This is a genomic window from Desulfovibrio subterraneus, assembly GCF_013340285.1.
GTDB classification, from domain to species: Bacteria; Desulfobacterota; Desulfovibrionia; order Desulfovibrionales; family Desulfovibrionaceae; genus Halodesulfovibrio; species Halodesulfovibrio subterraneus.
Map to the genome: position 1 here is coordinate 483,082 of NZ_BLVO01000013.1, position 17,913 is coordinate 500,994.

The 17,913-nt window shown below is 56.9% G+C and carries 15 protein-coding genes and 1 riboswitch; of the genes, 11 read left to right on the forward strand and 4 right to left on the reverse strand.

What is annotated here, in order from left to right; all coding sequences use genetic code 11:
* The first annotated feature begins 132 nt into the window (after positions 1 to 132).
* The 6 genes from HUV30_RS09095 to HUV30_RS09120 all read left to right on the forward strand — a co-directional run bounded on the left by HUV30_RS09095 (position 133) and on the right by HUV30_RS09120 (position 7,469).
* On the forward strand, positions 133 to 654 hold the full coding sequence (locus HUV30_RS09095) for a TRAP transporter small permease (protein ID WP_243452130.1): 522 nt from the start codon (positions 133 to 135) through the stop codon (positions 652 to 654).
* 12 nt (positions 655 to 666) lie between these two features.
* A complete protein-coding gene (locus HUV30_RS09100; RefSeq protein ID WP_243452131.1) occupies positions 667 to 1,965 on the forward strand; it encodes a TRAP transporter large permease in 1,299 nt (432 codons plus the stop codon).
* Positions 1,966 to 1,983: 18 nt separating this feature from the next.
* On the forward strand, positions 1,984 to 3,201 hold the full coding sequence (locus tag HUV30_RS09105) for an L-serine ammonia-lyase, iron-sulfur-dependent, subunit alpha (protein WP_174405126.1): 1,218 nt from the start codon (positions 1,984 to 1,986) through the stop codon (positions 3,199 to 3,201).
* 58 nt (positions 3,202 to 3,259) lie between these two features.
* Positions 3,260 to 4,849, forward strand: coding sequence for an L-serine ammonia-lyase, iron-sulfur-dependent, subunit alpha (locus tag HUV30_RS09110; protein ID WP_174405127.1), 1,590 nt, complete (start codon positions 3,260 to 3,262; stop codon positions 4,847 to 4,849).
* Between the two features lie 438 nt (positions 4,850 to 5,287).
* The gene (locus HUV30_RS09115; RefSeq protein ID WP_174405128.1) at positions 5,288 to 6,838 is read left to right on the forward strand and encodes a sigma-54-dependent Fis family transcriptional regulator; all 1,551 of its coding nucleotides are present in this window, start codon (positions 5,288 to 5,290) and stop codon (positions 6,836 to 6,838) included.
* 130 nt (positions 6,839 to 6,968) lie between these two features.
* Positions 6,969 to 7,469, forward strand: a complete 501-nt coding sequence (locus tag HUV30_RS09120; RefSeq protein ID WP_174405129.1) for an HAD family hydrolase — start codon at positions 6,969 to 6,971, stop codon at positions 7,467 to 7,469.
* 70 nt (positions 7,470 to 7,539) lie between these two features.
* Here the strand turns inward: HUV30_RS09120 and HUV30_RS09125 are convergent, their stop codons facing one another.
* Positions 7,540 to 7,809, reverse strand: a complete 270-nt coding sequence (locus HUV30_RS09125) for a hypothetical protein (RefSeq protein ID WP_174405130.1) — start codon at positions 7,807 to 7,809, stop codon at positions 7,540 to 7,542.
* Positions 7,810 to 8,055: 246 nt separating this feature from the next.
* A riboswitch (SAM riboswitch) is annotated at positions 8,056 to 8,155 on the reverse strand.
* Positions 8,156 to 8,411: 256 nt separating this feature from the next.
* Between HUV30_RS09125 and murJ the strand changes: the two genes are divergently transcribed.
* The gene (murJ, locus tag HUV30_RS09130) at positions 8,412 to 9,971 is read left to right on the forward strand and encodes a murein biosynthesis integral membrane protein MurJ (protein WP_174405131.1); all 1,560 of its coding nucleotides are present in this window, start codon (positions 8,412 to 8,414) and stop codon (positions 9,969 to 9,971) included.
* A gap of 454 nt (positions 9,972 to 10,425) precedes the next feature.
* On the opposite strand, the gene HUV30_RS09135 is transcribed toward murJ, so the two are convergent.
* Positions 10,426 to 10,818: a hypothetical protein gene (locus HUV30_RS09135; protein WP_174405132.1), complete on the reverse strand. Its 393-nt coding sequence runs from the start codon at positions 10,816 to 10,818 to the stop codon at positions 10,426 to 10,428.
* A 65-nt stretch (positions 10,819 to 10,883) separates the two neighbouring features.
* Positions 10,884 to 11,138 (reverse strand): hypothetical protein, encoded by a 255-nt coding sequence (locus HUV30_RS09140; protein WP_174405133.1) that lies wholly within the window; start codon positions 11,136 to 11,138, stop codon positions 10,884 to 10,886.
* Positions 11,139 to 11,453: 315 nt separating this feature from the next.
* Here HUV30_RS09140 and HUV30_RS09145 point away from each other — a divergent pair, with 315 nt between their 5' ends.
* Positions 11,454 to 12,014, forward strand: a complete 561-nt coding sequence (locus HUV30_RS09145) for a hypothetical protein (RefSeq protein ID WP_174405134.1) — start codon at positions 11,454 to 11,456, stop codon at positions 12,012 to 12,014.
* Between the two features lie 43 nt (positions 12,015 to 12,057).
* Here the strand turns inward: HUV30_RS09145 and HUV30_RS09150 are convergent, their stop codons facing one another.
* On the reverse strand, positions 12,058 to 12,555 hold the full coding sequence (locus tag HUV30_RS09150; RefSeq protein WP_174405135.1) for a hypothetical protein: 498 nt from the start codon (positions 12,553 to 12,555) through the stop codon (positions 12,058 to 12,060).
* 319 nt (positions 12,556 to 12,874) lie between these two features.
* On the opposite strand from HUV30_RS09150, the gene HUV30_RS09155 reads away from it, so the two are divergent.
* The 3 genes from HUV30_RS09155 to HUV30_RS09165 all read left to right on the forward strand — a co-directional run bounded on the left by HUV30_RS09155 (position 12,875) and on the right by HUV30_RS09165 (position 17,690).
* Complete coding sequence (locus HUV30_RS09155) at positions 12,875 to 14,608, forward strand: aldehyde ferredoxin oxidoreductase family protein (RefSeq protein ID WP_174405136.1); 1,734 nt, start codon at positions 12,875 to 12,877, stop codon at positions 14,606 to 14,608.
* A 281-nt stretch (positions 14,609 to 14,889) separates the two neighbouring features.
* Complete coding sequence (locus HUV30_RS09160) at positions 14,890 to 16,326, forward strand: sensor histidine kinase (RefSeq protein WP_174405137.1); 1,437 nt, start codon at positions 14,890 to 14,892, stop codon at positions 16,324 to 16,326.
* On the forward strand, positions 16,323 to 17,690 hold the full coding sequence (locus tag HUV30_RS09165; protein ID WP_174405138.1) for a sigma-54-dependent transcriptional regulator: 1,368 nt from the start codon (positions 16,323 to 16,325) through the stop codon (positions 17,688 to 17,690). Before HUV30_RS09160 ends, HUV30_RS09165 begins: the two co-directional genes overlap by 4 nt.
* The last annotated feature ends 223 nt before the right edge of the window (positions 17,691 to 17,913 follow it).

The following is a 17,913-nucleotide window of genomic DNA, read 5'->3' on the forward strand; positions in this document are numbered from 1 at the left end:
TCCAGTTTCCCGACCAGTATCTGTAACAGGATACATCACTCCCAGTACGTGCGGCGGGTGTCCGGAATACCCCCGGTACCCGCCGCACCTTCTTTCAAACCGGTTCGCATCCCGATCAAAGGGGAAAAAACAGTGATCGCCACCAAATTCAATCCCGTGCAATTCTTCTGGAAGGGGCTGAACAAGTTCCAGAAGATCATTATGGCCACAACCAGCATTTGTATCGTGGTCATGATCTGCATTGCCGTGGTCGCACGATATATTTTCGGTTCCGACTTCTACGGCGCGGAAGAACTTATTCAGATGCTTGCCTTCTGGCTCTATTTCATGGGTGCGGCTCAGGGCAGCCGCGAGCGCAGCCAGATTTCTGCCGATATTCTCACCTGCTACATCACTGATGAAAAGCGTTGCCGTATGGCGCAGCTTTTCAAGGATTTCATCTCCACTGCAATCTGTCTGCTGGTTACCGTATGGGCGCTGCAGTTCGTGATGTGGGGCGTGCAGATGGGGCCCAAGTCTCCGGTGTTCCGTCTGCCCATGCTCATCCCGCATATCGCGGTAGGTCTGGGATTTGTTCTCATGTCCATGTATCAGGTTGTCTACCTTGTGCAGGACGTTGCCGCCCACGTGCGTCTGGCCCGTGTGGAACGTTAGGAGGGAATGGAAATGACAGTCGCAATCGCAATAGGTATTCTCATGTTCACGCTGTTCATCGGCGTGCCCATTCCCTTTGCCTTCTTCGGTTCCGGTGCCTATCTGATTTTTGCAGGCGGGTATGATCCCGGCTTCCTGCTGCCGTACGGCTTTGCCAAGATGAACTCCATTGTTCTGCTTACCATTCCGCTGTTCATCATGGCGGGAGGCGTTATGGACAAGGGCGGCATAGGCGACAGGCTGGTGGACGTGGTCGATACCATCGCAGGCCGCATCCGTGGCGGTCTGGGCGTGGTTACCGTTGTTACCTGTGCCATCTTCGGCGCGGTTACCGGTTCTTCTTCCGCCACTGTTTCCTGTATCGGCTCCATCATGATGCCCAAGCTGAAGCAGGCCGGATACCCCATGGGACATTCCGCCGCGCTGCTCGCAAGCTCCGGCGTTTTAGGCATTCTCATTCCCCCGAGCATGCTGATGATTCTGTACGCATGGATGGGCAACCAGTCCGTTCTTGCCTGCTTCCTCGCTGCCTTCGTTCCCGGTGTCATTCTGACCGTTCTGCTCAGCCTGGTTAACCTGTTCCTGCTGCGCAACAACAAGGATATCGCCGTATCGCCCAGTATGGACATGGCCACCACGGCCAAGACCTTTGTCAGCAAGAGCGCCAAGGCTTCTCCCGCCCTCATGATGCCCGTGATCATTCTCGGCGGCATCTACGGCGGTATCATGACCCCCACGGAAGCAGCAGCTGTTGCCGTGCTGTACGCCGTTCCTGTGGCCATGTTCGTGTACCGCGGCCTGAAGGCCAAGAACCTGATGTACACCCTGATTGAATCCGCCACCACCACCGGCGTTATTATGGCCATGATGTTCGCGGTTATGATTCTGTCCCGCCTGTACATCATGGAAAACCTGCCCGATCAGATCATGCACGTGCTGACCTCCATTTCTGACAACAAGTTCGTGCTGCTGCTCATGATCAACGTGTTCATGCTCATCATGGGCATGCTCATGGACGACGTTTCCGGCGTGCTGCTCGGCACCCCCATTCTTGTGCCGCTGATCATGAAGCTCGGTGTGGACCCCATCCAGTTTGCCGCCATCATGGGCGTGAACCTCGGCATGGGTAACGTAACCCCGCCCACAGCTCCCTTGCTTTATCTCTCGGGCCGCATTTCCGGCGCACCCGTGACCGAAATGCTCAAGCCGACCTTGTATCTCATTCTCTTCGCGTGGCTGCCCACGCTGCTGCTGACCACCTATGTGCCCGAAGTGTCTCTGACTCTCGTGCATTACCTGATGGGCAACTAGACCAAAGGATAAACGGATATGCGTAGCATACGGGAACTGTACCGCATCGGGGTTGGTCCTTCGTCCAGCCATACCATGGGGCCCAAGATCGCCGCAGAGCGTTTTCTTGAGCGCAACCGGTCTGCCGCTTCTTTCAAGGTGTATCTTTATGAAAGCCTTGGAGCCACCGGCAAGGGCCACCTGACCGACTGGGCCGTGCAGCAGGTTCTGGGACCGGAACGCACAGAGATTGTCTGGTGTCCCGAACTGAAGCAGCCACTGCATCCCAACGGCATGCTCTTCGAGGCGCTTGATGCCGATTGCAAGGTGACGGATTCGTGGACTGTGTACAGCGTGGGCGGTGGAGCCATCCGTGAGGAAGGCGAACCTGCTGACGCGGGAAATCACGTCTATGACCTGCCCGATATCGCCGCCATAATGGCGCATTGCGAAGACAAGGGCATTACCTACTGGGAATACGTGGAGCGCTGCGAAGGCGTAGACATCTGGGATTTTCTCGCAGATGTCTGGAAGACCATGCACGCCGCCATAGAGCGCGGCCTTGATACGCAGGGGGTTCTGCCCGGTTCCATCGGCCTGCGCCGCCATGCGTGGAGCTACTACCGCAAGACCCGCCTCTCCGGCCCCGACATGCAGCAGTCCGGATTGCTCACGGCCTTTGCCATGGCGGTATCGGAAGAAAACGCAGCCGGCGGCATCATTGTCACTGCGCCCACTTGCGGTGCCTGCGGCATTGTTCCCGCTGTGCTGCACTACCTGCAGCAGACCAACTCGCTTACCGGCAGGGATGTGCTGCGGGCGCTTGCCACGGCCGGTCTGTTCGGCAACGTGATCAAGCACAACGGCTCTATCTCCGGTGCCGAAGTGGGCTGTCAGGGCGAAGTGGGCTCTGCCTGCGCCATGGCTGCCGCTGCCGCCACCCAGCTCATGGGCGGCTCGCTGCGGCAGATAGAATACGCGGCGGAGATGGGCCTTGAACACCACCTTGGCCTTACCTGCGACCCTGTTGACGGCCTTGTGCAGATTCCCTGCATCGAGCGTAACGCCTGTGCGGCCAGCCGTGCCCTTTCCTGCGGGCAGATGGCCATTCTTTCCGACGGTTCACATCGCATTCCCTTTGATGAAGTGGTGCACGTCATGACCCAGACAGGGCATGACCTGCCCAGTTTGTACAGGGAGACATCAACCGGCGGGCTTGCTCAGGCCTATTTCGCACGGATGCAGAAAAGAGCTTGATACAGTAAGTGGCCCCTCCACCAGATTCGGTTGGAGGGGCTTTTAACAGGAGGTTCGCATGGGTAATGCCTTTCCGGAACCGGTCAGCATATTCAATGATGTGATAGGGCCAGTCATGACTGGGCCTTCAAGCTCTCACACCGCCGGTCCTGCCCGTATCGGCAGGGCTGTTCACGGGCTTGCGGGCGGTGTGAGCAGGGCTGTCATCCATTTCAAGAAAGACGGTGCCTATCCCGGCACATACCGCGGGCAGGGGACAGATAAAGGGTTCATCGGCGGCTTGCTGGGATTCGGGCCGGAGCACGAACTGCTGGGTGCCTCTCTGCAGGAAGCAGGCAGGCGCGGGCTGGAATTTGCCTTCGAAATCGAGGACAACCCCCATCCCCATCCCAATACCGCCCGTATTGTAGTGACGGATGCTCGCGGCAGCGAACGGGAGTTTCTCACGGAATCCACCGGCGGCGGCATGTTCAGGATTTTCGCCATGGATGGCTTCCCCGTTTCCGTTTCCGGCGAATATTGGGAACTGTTCATACAGTCCCCGCGTAGCGAGGTGCTGGAAGGCGTGGCAGAAACAGCGCTGGTCCTCGGCTGCCGAGTAGAGCGGCGGGATGGTTCTTCCGGTTCCCTGCTGCAGATCACCGGTCAGGCTCCTTTTGCGCCCGATCTGCTGCATGTGGCGGAAACCCTGCGCAAAAACGAAGGGTGCCGTATTTCGCGGCTCGATCCTTTGCTGCCTGTTCCGGGACGGTTCCGCTACGATATGCCGTTTTTCACGGCCGGTGAGGCGCTGAAGAGTTGCAAGGGGGCAGCCGTATCCGCCGCTGAACTGGCATTTGCTTACGAAAAGGCCCGCAGCGGAGATTCGCACGCTGCCATCCTGTCCCGCATGACGGATGTTGTGCGCGTCATGCGTCAGGCTGCCGCAATGGGTATGGAAAAGGAACTGCCCGTCACGGGGTTTCTCAAGCCCAAAGCGGCACAGATGGCCCGTGCCGTTTCCGAAGTACGGCTTGCAGACCTTGGCATCATGAACCGGGGTATGGTCATCGCCACGGCCATCATGGAATATAACAGTTCCGGCGGCATTGTGGTGGCTGCGCCCACTGCCGGTTCCTGCGGGATACTCCCCGCGGTGGTTCTGTCTCTGGCCGAGAGCCTTGCGCTGTCACCGGACACTTTGGCTGAAGCAGAGGCGGAAGCCATGCTGGTTGCCGGTCTCGTGGGCGTATTCATTGCGCATCAGGCTACCTTTGCCGCCGAAGTGTGCGCCTGTCAGGCCGAAGTGGGAGCAGCCAGTGCCATGGCAGCGGCTGCAGCCGTGCAGCTGCTCGGCGGTACTGCGGAACAGGCCTTTGCCGCGGCGGGCCTTGCTCTGCAGAATCTTCTCGGGCTCATATGTGACCCTGTTGCAGGGCTGGTGGAGATTCCCTGTGTCAACCGCAACACCATGGGGGCGGCCAACGCCGTTGCTTCCGCCAACATGGTCATGGCGGGATTCGACCCTGTCATTCCGCTGGATGAAGTGATCGGCACCATGCTCCGGGTGGGCAAGATGCTGCCCGGCGAATTCCGCTGTACCAACCTTGGTGGTCTGTGCACGACCCCCACGGCCATAGGTATTCGTGAATCACTGGACCTGCGCTGACAGTACGGATAGCCGGAGCAGCGTTGCAGGCTGTCCGGTGACTGGAAATTACAAAAGCCGGGCATCTGTCCGGCTTTTTGCGTTGAAGATGCCGCGGGGGAATGCGGCATTGGGCCGCAATGTTGCCGTAATGTTGCCGTAATGTTGCCGCAATGTATAAAATGACAAATTTGTATTACATCCTTTGTGCGATAAAACAGGTGAAAACCCGACTGATTTGCTCTGAACTCCCCGCCAATGTAGTGATGGCACGTGTTAGTGGTTGTTTTTACAAAAATGATAATTATAAATTGTATAAATTAACATTTTTGTACTTTAATAACAACAAATGTGGCTTCGGAATCGGTAGTGTTTTCACGGTGTTTTGCTAACAGTCTGATAGATATACAAATTTGTAGGCAGTTGCCGTTTCGGCATTCCCTTTGCTTGGGGCTGTGCATGAACGAAACATCCGATTCCATAAAGCTCACGATACTGGCCGAAATTGGCAGCATCATCGGCAGGGCGCTCCGGTTGGAGAGCGCATTGCACGATATTCTTGCCATTCTGGGAACACGGCTTTCCATGGGACACGGCAGCATAGTTTTGCTGGAGCGTGACCGGGGAGGCGTCGCTTCATGCGTATCCTATGACCGGACCCCGCGCGATCAGGCCCGCAGAGGCTGGGGCGGGTCGGATGCAGACATCATCCGCGCCGTGTCCAAGGGGCAGGCCTTTGTCATCATGGAAGGACAGGGAACTCCCCTGTTTCTGGATGGTGCTGTTGCCCGTCGTATAACACGTCAGAAGGTGGCGCTGCTCGGAGTGCCTGTGTTCGTTCATGGTCGCGAAGCTGGGCTTCTGATGGTGAACAGGCTTTTCGATTCTCCTCTCGCGATGGATGCGGACCTTGCCTTTCTGGAAACCGTGGCCGGGCTTGTAGGGCAGTTTGTCAGCCTGAACGACTCTGTGACGGAGAAGGTGGAGGCGCTGAAGCGTGAAAACGCCGCTCTGCGGTATCGTGTTTCGCAGGATTCGCAGCGAACGCACATGATCTCGCGCAGTCCGGTCATGGCAGATGTGGAGTGCCTTATGGAACAGGCGGCCGCTTCGGATACCCCGGTGCTCCTGCAGGGTGAGGATGGAGTCGGGCGTGCTTTGCTGGCCGGTCTTATACATGATTTTTCCGAACGTGCACGCCAGCCGTTCGTCCGCATTGACTGCCGCGCGTTTTCCCGTCCGCAGGGGCGCCAGAACTGGAATGGCGGTAGGGCGCCCTCGCAGGACAGCATTACCAGCCATTTTGTCGAGCGGATGGAAGCTGCCCATGAAGGAACCGCATGTCTGGAAAATGTGACATTGCTCCCGCGTGACCTGCAGGCCAAGCTTCTGGGTGTGTTGCAGGGGCAGGGCATAGAGCGCCCCGGCACCCGCCTTGTGCGGCGTGTGAATGTGCGTGTGCTTGCCCTGTGCGGGCCTGATGTGGCGCAGCTTGTTCAGCAGGGCGGTGTTTGTCCCGATCTGTACGATTGCCTTTCCGGCAGAATGGTTATCCATGTTCCGCCTCTGCGGGAGCGCAGGGAGGATGTGGAAGCCATACTGAATCATCTCATCGCAAAGGCCGCTCGGGAATATGGCAGGCATCTGCGTTTCGGCATGGACGCACTTGAGGTGCTGCGCCGCTACGAGTGGCCCGGCAATGTGCGGGAGATGGAAGCAGTGGTTGAAAGCCTTGTGGCCATGACCGACGGCGGCAATATAAGCGCGGGTATGCTGCTGCCGCTTCTCGGTGCGGTGGAAGGTGCCCGCATGGGGGCCAAGGGGGGGGCTGTCAGCCCTTCGCTCAAGGATATGGAACGCAATGAAGTGGTGAGCGCGCTTCGCCGCACCGGCTGGATTCAGTACCGGGCAGCGGAGGTGCTGGGTATAACCGCGCGGCAGATGGGCTACAAGATCAAGAAGTTCGGCCTTGAGAACATGGTAGCCTCGGAGCGGGCCCGCGCACGCTGATCCTGTAAGAGCGTGCGTGGTTCCTTTGTGCAAGTTGGTAAGGTAGATCGGGCCGGTTGCCCTTTTCCCGCTTGCAAGGCATGACACGGATGCGGTAAAGCCGCGCCATGCATCTTGCAGGGGGAGAGCAATGAAAGACAGAGCAATTTTGTTTGACTGGGGCGGGACGCTCATGACGTCCATGCCCTATTATATGGGAGCGGGAAGAGGCTGGTCGCATGTTCCAGCGGTGGAGGGAGTTCTTGATGCGGTTCAGGCGCTCCGTTCTTCGTGGACTATAGGGCTTGCTTCTAACGCATCGGAATCCGAAGACGACGAGGTACGTGCCTCACTCGATACCATCGGGGTGGGGGCGTTTATTGACAGAATCTATACTTACAGGCGTGTGGGCAGGCCCAAGCCGTGGCCCGACTTCTGGCGGTATGTGCTTTCTGATCTGGGAATGCAGCCTTCGCAGGTTGTCATGGTTGGCGACAACTACATGGACGACGTGTGGGGTGCGGCCAACGTGGGTATGCACGCCGTGTGGCTGAACCTTGGCTCGCCTGATGTGCGCAAGGGTGACCGCTACCGGACCATTCACAACTATTCGGAACTGCCTGGCGTGTTGGCCGACATGGGGTTCATGTAAGACATCGCCGCCATATGCGTAAAAAAAGGCCGGACAATTGTCCGGCCTTTCGCATGTATGCAGGCAATTGCTACACGATGGAACCGAACGAATGGATCACGTTCTTGCGGAAGGCACGGGTTCGCCATATTTCTTCAGCGCCCGCTGTGGACAGGTCGTTACGAACGGCACTTCGCAGTTCGTCCTGCTGGGCGGGACTGAGCTTGAGCAGCTTGATGTCGCCAAGAAGCGTCAGAGGATCGCTATACTCCTTGGGCATGGGGCTCTTGCCGTTGTCGTGGTAGAGAAAGCTGATGGTTGCCTTGGGGCAGGTGTTCAGGCGTTCCAGAAAAGTAAGCATGTACGTTCTCCCTTCCGGTGCGGGTGCGCCACCGGCGATCGGACAATCTGACCGACGTTTTAGCTGTCATTGTTGTTCAAGCGGAAAGTCCGCTTCGGTGGGCGCGCAATAAGTCATAAATCCGCCCGCCGTAGTCTCCGTATTCAGTCTGCAGCACTTGGTATGCATTGGCTTGCATCGCAATTTCGAGGCCGCCAAGAAAAAACGACCTCTCATGCCGAGAGGCCGATTGCTTTGCAGAATCCGGCCTCATGGTCCATGTCTCGCATGGTTCGGCTTTGGCACCTTGCCTGAGCAGGTTGCCGGACGGTCAACGGGCCATTCCCTCGCGTCCTCGTCATGAGTGCTGTTGCCTGCTTGTAGGAAAATGGTTTCCTGATGTCAACAAGGAAATGTGGAAAAAAACATATAGTAATATTATCAGCTAATTAAGAAATGAAAAAACTGATTTAGTTGTACTTTTGAGAACTACTTTTTCTCAAGCTCTTCACAAAAATGTAGTTGCTGCTAGTACCACTATCAACCCCTCCGCTGGTCTTTCCAAAGCCGATGGTATAGGCAGAAACCAGCAACGCACACCGCAGCAAGGAGATCAATTGCCGATGGGCATTTTAACCGGGCGGCACCGTATGGGAACAGCTGCCCTCATCATGGCCGGAAGCGTGTTTCTTTCACGTTTCATGGGGCTTATCCGCGATAAATTCATTTCCTATTACCACGGTGCCACCGTGGAGTCGGATATATATTTCACGTCGTTCGTCATTCCGGATTTTCTGAATTACCTGCTCGCCGGAGGGTATTTTTCCATCACCCTTATTCCGCTGCTGGCTGAATATTTTGAACTCGATGAGCAGGAAGGCTGGCGTTTTCTTTCCGCCGTGCTTTGCTGGGTGGCGGTGGTGGCGAGTCTGCTCACGGGCGTGGCATGGATAGCCGCCCCCTGGCTGGCAAAGGTGGCTGCACCGGGTTTTGATGCACATTCTCTCGGCCGTCTTGCGCACTTTTTGCGGATCATTCTGCCCGCACAGGTGTTTTTTCTCATGGGCGCCTGCCTTTCGGGTGTGCTGTACATGCGCAGACAATTTTCTGTGCCTGCGTTGACCCCGCTTGTGTATAACGCCTGCATCATTCTGGGCGGCTGGCTGATGATAGATTCCGGTATGGAAGGCTTTTGCTGGGGCGTGCTGGGCGGTGCGGTGGTGGGCAGCTTTCTGCTGCCGCTTCTTGCTGTATACTCCGGTGGCGGTATGCGGCTGTTTCCCTGCTTCCGGCATTCGGGCGTGCGCCGCTTCATGCTGCTGGCCCTGCCCCTGATGATAGGGCAGTCCATCGTGGTGCTGGATGAGCAGTTTGTCCGCATTTTCGGGTCATTGACCGGCGACGGGGCAGTGAGCCTGCTCAATTACGCACGACGCATCATGCAGGTGCCGGTGGGCGTTGTGGCGCAGGCGGCCGGTGTTGCCTCTTACCCGTTTCTTGCGGCCCTTGTGGCCAAGCGGGAGACGGAACAGTTCAACACCACGCTCAATTCGGCGCTGCGCAATACCATGCTGATCATCGTGCCGTTGTCCGCATGGATGATAGCCGCTTCGGAACCGACTCTTCGTCTCATTTTCCAGCAGGGCGGTTTTGGTGCGGAGCAGACGCTCGGCGCGACGCCGTTGTTGCAGATTATGCTGGCTGCCGTGGCCTTCTGGGGCATTCAGCAGATTGTGGGGCGTGCCTTCTACGCCCATAAGGATACGGTAACGCCTGCCGTGGTCGGCACCGTGGCAACCGTGTTGGCTCTGCCTGCCTATTGGTGGTTTGCAAAGGTGCTGGGCGCATTCGGCGTGGCCCTTGCGGGAACCTGCTCTGTAGTGCTGTATACGCTGATGCTGTCATCCGTGTGGCGGCGGCGTTTTGGTGGCGATGCCTTTGCGGGGGTATCCGCCGCGCTTTTCAAAGCGGTGGTGCTGAGCCTGCCTGCCGCTGCTGCTGCATGGTGGGGAGTGGGGCGTGTGGCCTTGCTGTTCCCTGAATCGCCCTTGTTCGGAGCATTCATGGCGCTCGGTGTGAGCGGTCTGCTTTTCTGCCTTGTGTATGCTGTGGTGGTGCGTATTCTGGCTCCGGACATGCTTGCACCGGTAACAGCCGTAGTGCGGAGAAAGCTCCGCCGGTAGAGTGCCGGAATGGTCAGGCTGCTGACAAAGTCATTTTTTAGTTTTTTCGCCTCCGGCGGGCAGGAACCTGACGTTCCTGCACCTCGTATACGTGATGAAAGTCCGTTTTTGGACCTCAGTTCCGGCTTAACAGGAGTATGGGGTTACTGAAAACGAAGGTTTGTCATTAACCTGAAACGCCTCCCGCAAGGGAGGCGTTTTAATGTTATGGCAAGTTCCGTATTTCGAAAACAGACTTCATTAAATCGAAGCTGAAGCGATAAAACGGAAATATATCGCTTATACAGGGCGCAGGCCTTCAGTCGTTAGCAGAGTCTTCGAGGCTTGCGAATGATGAGAGCAAAACGGGATTGTCCCCCTGCCCATCTCCGATCTCTTTATCCGTAAGGCTCGCAAGGGTCGCCAACGGCTCAATGTCCGGAGGCGAATAAAACTCAAAATGATTTAACGTGAGCTACTGCTCCAGTCCACCTGTCTCGGGACCGTCGAACATGGGGCCTGTTCCGGTTGCATCCCATTCCGCTTCAAGCGCGGTAAGCTTTTCATCAAGCCAGTCGTACATGGCCCGGGCGGTGTTGTAATTCATGACAATACGGGAGTGGATGTCGCGGATGACAACCTTCTGTTCGCTTTCCACGGGAATCATTTCGTGTCCGATGCTGCCATCGGGTGCGATTATGCGTTCTGAAACCGTGGGCAGTTTGTCGCTCTCGGTATAGAAATTCAATTCTATTTCGCCATGGGGATTCACGCCGCCCCATACGCCGTGGGCGTATTTCAGTTTGGCCTCTTTTTCCATTTCGTATTCGTATCGAATTCGTGCGGGGAGTTTGTATCCCTTGCCCATGTAGTCTCCTTTCGGTGTGATTGCGGCAGATGGCCGCGAAAGCAGGCGGCACCCGGTTTTGTAGGTCAGGACGTCGAATCCAGCAAACGGCCGGATGTTCTTTCCGGAGCGACCAGCGGGGTCTGCTGTGCGAGCGGTCCGGCGGCAGGGAGTTGCCCGGCCCGTGAACGGGCCACGAATCCCGCATCCCATCGTGCCTCTGCGTCCGCAACCATGTCGCCTATGATGATAGCCGTGTCGTCCTGCAAAGAGGTGTAAGGGCGGTGGCTAAACGGCAGGCGTTTGGCTCCTTCCAGTCCCATAAGGAGGAGGGAGCGCACTATCAGGTCTTCCGACTGCCTGATCTTTTCAGGTATGACGGGCGGGAGAGGCATCGTGAGAGCTTGTCCTGTTTGTTGTCGGCGAGAGCTTCCGGCCTTCGGTATGAGGGGCGGAAGCGTGGTCCGGAGTTTTGTGACCGGACGCCATGCTCATCATATGATAGGGCAGGCAGAGCCTTAAGTAAAGAGCGTGCTCATGCAGGGGCCGCAAGCGGCGCAGGGCGCGGGCGGAGCCATGCTTGTGGCTTGACGTACGGGCGGGAATGCCGCAAAGTCTCCGCGACTTCAACCATAAACGAAAGCCGGGGATTACATATGGCCGATTATACCAGTGAAGCAATGGAAGTACGACCGTATCTGGATATGGAACTGCTCATGAGCGTGAGTCAGGAATCTCGCGTTGATGGCAAGACCATGGATCTCATGTGCCAGCTTTGGGAAAAGTGGGCTCCGCACCTCAGTGCGCGCAAGCTTAAAGTAGGCAAGATTCAGTATCTGGCCGTATGGCTGGGCGATGAGGTGGAAGCGGATGTGGACAACATCTGGGACGAATCCCCCTCAAGCGCCTATCTTGCAGGAAGCCTTGCCCAGGTTATGGTGATGTGCGCCCTGAACCAGCTCATTCCCGAGGTGCAGGACGCCGGCTGTGCACCTGCCCCCAAGCCTACCGATGCACTGGTAGACGCCATGGAAGAGGAAGGCTGCCCCTACAACGAGCAGGGAACCATGCTTTCCCGCAAGTTTGCCATTATCACGCATTACCCCTTCAAGGGCGCATGCGAAATTTGCTACCTGCAGAAGGACTGTCCCAAGGCCTCCGGCTCGCAGGATTCCGGTTCCATCGTGCTGCCCGGTTACGAACGGGGTACCGACTAGCCTCTAGGGCTTGCCGGTTCCGTCAGACCGATCGCAAAACGGATTATTCCGATTGCTCAACCCGGAGGCGTACTGTCGCTTCCGGGTTTTTTTGCAGCCAATCCTCAAGCGTGTCCATGTCGGTTGCTTCAGCCGGTGCTGCAATGACGAGCTTCTCGCCTTCCGGATGCTCCTTGAGCAGCTTGGCAATACGCCATGCAACAGATTCCACTCCACGGTTCAGAAAGCGCTCACCCTGTTCATGCATGATGAGATTGAACAGCAGCAGGGTTATGCTCCCATCTTCTGTCTGCGCGGCAACTTCCGCCTTGCGGGTTATGTCTCCGCGAAGCGCGGCGTAGGGGCTGTTGCGGCGCATGGCAATGCCTGCGGCACCGGGCAGTGCGGCTGCCAGTCCCATGCGTGCGCCGTTGTGCACCACTGCAGTGTCAATGTTGTCCACCGGCATACCGTCCACAAAGACTGTCTGTATCCGGTCTTCAACATAGTCATGAGGGATAGCGAACGCTTCTTCAAGCACCTGACGTACGCTCAGGTTCACGGGGGTGCGTACCTGCACTCCGTGCTGGAGTATGTAGCTCCAATGCCGCAGTCCGTTGGCCGTTGTTTGTAAGAATAATTCTGTGTAGGTCATTTTTAGTCATTCTTGGTTTGAATGTGTTCTTTTGAGGGGTTTTAATGACGCTTTGTTACTGTAACACACAGTAAGTGAAATATAATAAACTGTAGAACAGGCTCAAAAAATGGTATATGTTGCCGTTACTTTGGTCTGTATATCATGTTTTTCGTGGTAGCAAATACATACTGCACTGAAGGTGTGGGGTGCGCATCTTCGCAAAACTGGTCTAGAGGTAAATGCCATGTCCAAGATTCTCAGAATAAATACCAGAGACCGTTCCTATCGCTTCGAAGAGCCCGGCAAGTACGCCGGTATGGGCGGTCGTGGGCTTACGTCCCATCTTGTACTTAATGAAGTGCCTGCCGATACGCACGCATTGAGTGCGGATAACAAGATCGTTGCTGCAATCGGTCTTCTTTCCGGCACTGCCGCTGCAAACTCCGGCCGTATTTCCGTAGGCGCCAAGTCGCCCCTTACCGGCACCATCAAGGAATCCAACTCCGGCGGTAACTTCTGTCAGAAGCTGGCCCGACTGGACATTCTGGCCATGGTGCTGGAAGACAAGCCCGCTGATGATGCCGACTTCTGCAACATCATCATCACCAAGGACGGCGTTGTGTTTGAAGACGCCGCTCCCATCGTGGGCAAGGGCACGTATGATTCCATGGATTACCTCATGGACAAGTACGGCAAGAAGGCCTGCAGCATGCTTATCGGACCTGCCGGTGAAGCCTGCCTGACCGCTGCCTCCATCCAGTTCTCCGACCCGTGGGGACGTCCCGCACGTGCCGCCGGCCGTGGCGGTCTTGGCGCAGTCATGGGTTCCAAGAGAATCAAGGCCATTGTCGTGGACGATGCCGGTGGCGAACGCTGTGGCTACGCCGATGAAGAAAAGTTCAAGGTAGCTTCCAAGCGCTGGGCAGAAATTCTGCGTTCCCACCCTGTTACCGGTGAAGGGCTGCCCGGATTCGGTACTGCAGTGCTGGTGAACATCGTGAACGAAGCTGGCGCTTTCCCCACCAAGAACTTCCGCGGTGGCCGCTGTGACCACGTATCGGAAATTTCCGGTGAAAAGATTGCGGAACTCATCACCAAGCGCGGCGGCAAGACCAAGGAAGGCTGCCATGCAGGGTGCATCATCCAGTGTTCCCAGAACTACGTGGATGAAAAGGGCGAATACGTTACCTCCGGCTTCGAATATGAAACCGTGTGGGCCTTCGGCGGTAACTCCCTTATCAAGGATATTGACCAGATTGCCGCTCTGGACCGCGCCTGTGACGATCTTGGCCTCGATACCATCGAGACCGGTAACGCCGTGGCCATTGCCATGGACGGTGGCGTGATTCCGTGGGGCGACGGTGTTGCAGCCCACAAGATGCTGTATCGCATTCTGGACAAGAACGACTACCTCGGCAAGATCATCGGCAGCGGTGTGGACTTTGCCGCTCAGGCATTCGGCGTTGACCGCGTGCCTACGGTCAAGGGACAGTCCATGCCTGCATACGATCCGCGCGCAGCCAAGGGTATCGGCGTTACCTACGCCACCACCACCATGGGTGCGGACCATACTGCCGGCTACGCCATCTGCCAGAACCTGCTCAAGGTCGGCGGCGATGTGAACCCGCTGGGCAAGCAGGGACAGGTAGAAACCTCCAAGGCCCTGCAGATTGCAACCGCCACCGTTGATGCGCTCGGCCTGTGTCTCTTCGTTGCCTTTGCCGTTCTGGATACTGCCGATGCCGCTCAGGTCATCTGCGACATGGTATCCGCACGTCACGGCATCGAGTTCACTCCCGATGACTTCGGCGGGCTGGGCATCAGCACCCTGAAGGACGAACTGGCCTTCAACCGTGCTGCCGGTTTCACCAAGGAAGACGACCAGCTGCCCGCCTTCATGATGAAGGAAAAGCTGGCTCCCCATAACGTTGTTTGGGACTTCACCACCGAAGAACTGCAGGGCGCTCTGGTCGGCTAACCACTTACCGGATAGAATCAGTACGGGCCGGACAGCACATGCTGTCCGGCCTTTTTTTGCGCCCGCAGGCGCGTTGTGCGCTACTCGTTGATGCTGTGTCATCCCTGCCCATATGGTGCCGCGGTGTTCCGTATTATGTCCAATGGGCCCGAAGAAAGGAGCGTGTTCCCACCTCATAAGCAGCTGAGAACGACAGGGCTTGTACAAAGCGGGCCGAGGTTGTAGCATGCCTGTCAGTTTCCGTCATTTCAACATGTTGCCAACACGCGGAGAGTCCTGTGGTGCCAAGACTGAACATACGACAGAAGATTATTCTCGGCTTTCTCATGCCGTCCATCTGTCTTGGAGTGCTGACGGTCGTTTCCTATTCCAACCTGCTGCTCATCGAGAAGAAAACCTATTCTGTGGAGTTTATCGACGACATGGAGAATTTCATTCTCGAGTTCCGCAGGCAGGAGAAGAACTTTTTGTTGTACGGCGAGAAGAGCAGCTACGACCTTGCCATTCGCGAGGTGGATGTGGCGCTGGAAACCCTGAAGGATCTGGACGGGTACAGCTTTGATGCCCGAATGGAGCGTATGATCGGTGATCTGCGCGATCGAATAGCCGATTACCGCAACCGCATGCTCACCATGTACGGGGTGGCCAGTTCCGGCGGCAAGACCCTTGAGGCGGAGATAGACAAACTCCGTGACATCGGGAAGGATCTTGTCGATCTGGCGCAGCAGATATCCGCTCTGGAACGTAATAATATTCTTAATATAAATAAGCACCTGCGGAGCCAGCTTGTCTTCTCCATTATGGGTGTTTCCATCCTTTTTCTTATCATCTTCTACATCGTCTCCACGCGGGTTCTCAAACCTCTCAAGATCATCGAGCTGACTACCATGCAGATTGCACGCGGCAATTTTCAGCCGCTTGAGGTGCGCAAGGCCAACGATGAAATCCGGCAGGTGCAGGAGGCCTTCAACCGCATGGTGCAGGAGCTGGAAAAGCGGCAGGACCAGCTGGTTCAGGCGCAGAAGCTCTCTTCCATCGGTACGCTGAGCGCGGGCATTGCCCATCAGGTGAACAACCCCCTCAACAATATTTCCACCTCGGCCCAGATTCTGCGCGATGTGCTCAAGGACGGCACAGATCCTTTCGGCATGAAGATGCTGGACAACATAGAGAACGAAACCGCCCGCGCCCGCGACATTGTGCGCGGACTGCTCGAATTTGCGCGGCACACCGAGCTTTCTGTCAGAATCGTACCCCTCAGGGATGTGGTGAACAAGGCCGTGCAGCTTGTCTCTTCGCAGGTTCCTCCCGGTGTCACGGTAAACGTGGATGTGCAGGGGGACATTGAGCTGGAACTTGACCCTCAGCGGATGGGCGAGGTGCTTCTCAACCTGATTCTCAATGCCATTCAGGCCATAGAAACACTCCCCGGCGAGATATCGCTCTACATGGGCAAGGAACCGCCGGAAAGGATGGTGACTCTGGTGGTGGAAGACACGGGCAAGGGTATAGCCGAAAACGATCTGCCGCATATTTTCGATCCCTTCTTTACCCGTAAGGAAGTGGGCAAGGGCACGGGGCTTGGGCTTTCCGTGGCATATGGCATTATTGAAGAGTTCAAGGGCCGGATTAGGGCGGAAAGCGAAGTGGGCGTGGGTACCCGCTTCCTCATTGATCTTCCGCTGCCTGAACGTGCAGAGGCAGGGAGCGGAGAATGAACCAGTCACGTATTCTGATTGCGGAAGATGAAATGATCGCCCGCGAGAATCTCACCCACGTTCTGACCCGCAGAGGGGCGGATGTTGTGGCGGTGGAGAACGGCCGCAAGGCCATGCAGGCGCTTGCCGGCGGGGAGTTCGACCTTGTGGTTTCCGACCTGCGTATGCCGGACATGGACGGCATGCAGTTGCTGGAACATGTGAAATCCACCGTGCCGGATACTGAGGTGATCATCATCACCGGTTATGCCTCCATCGAAACCGCTGTCGAGGCCATGCGCAAAGGGGCCTACCAGTATCTTGCCAAGCCCATACGGCTGGACGAAGTCTGCGTGATGGCGGAAAAGGCGCTGGAAAAGCGCCGCCTGCGTCAGGAAGTGGATTCCCTGCGCAGGCAGCTGAAGGCATCCGATGCGCCCATTATCATCGGGCAGAGCCCAGCCGTGCGCGCACTCAAGGAGAATATTGCCCAGGTCGCACCGGTGGACTGCACCGTGCTCATTCTCGGTGAAACAGGCACCGGCAAGGAGTTGGTAGCCCGTTCCCTGCATGCGGGCAGCCCCCGGAGCGGCAACCGCTTCATGGCGGTGAACTGTGCCTCGTTCACTGAAGAGTTACTGGCCAACGAACTGTTCGGGCATGAGAAGTCGGCATTTACCGGTGCGCAGAACATCAAGAAGGGCCTTATAGAGTCTGCGGACAAGGGAACGTTTTTTCTGGATGAAGTGGGGGATATGCCCCTCAGCATGCAGGCAAACCTGCTGCGTGTGCTGGAAACCCGCACCCTGCTCAGGGTGGGAGGGACTACCGATATTCCCGTGGATGTGCGCATTATCGCCGCCACCAACCGCGATCTCAAGCTGATGGTGGAAGAGGGAAGCTTCCGGCAGGACCTGTATTACCGGCTTAATGTGATTACCCTCCGCGTGCCTCCCCTTGCTGAGCGCAAGGAGGATGTGGTGCTGCTGGCCAGCTTTTTCGCCAATCGTTTTGCCTCGGCCTTCGGCAAGACCATTACCGAGATCGACGATGAGGCGCTGCGCATTCTCATGCACTATCCTTTCCCGGGTAACGTGCGCGAGCTGGAGAATTTGATGGAACGCGCCGTAGTGTTGTGCAATGGCGAAACCATAGGCGTGGCGCACCTGCCTCACGACATGCGCGAAGAGCAGCATGTGATGCGCCCGTGCGAAGGCGGCATTTTCGAGTTCGACGGCATTGTCTCGCTGGACGAGAACGAGCGCCGGTATCTTGTATGGGTGCTTGAGCAGACACAGGGCAACAAGACCCGCGCGGCCGAACTGCTGGGCTTGAACCGTGGTTCGCTCTGGCGCAAGCTGAAGCGTTTTGGTCTGGACGAGTAATCCGTTTCCTGACAGAGAGAGTGGAGCGAATCCGGAACCGCAGAGCGGTTCCGCAGGCAGTGATACCGGGCATAACGGCCGGGCAGCGTGGGCGCTGGCAAGTCGTTATGATGGACAGAAATGATGTGGTTGCCGTTGCATTTGGCCTTGCGGCAGGCAGCATGATCGACAGCAAGGAGGAATCGGGCAAGTTTAGGAACAGCGCATGAGAATATGGGGAGTT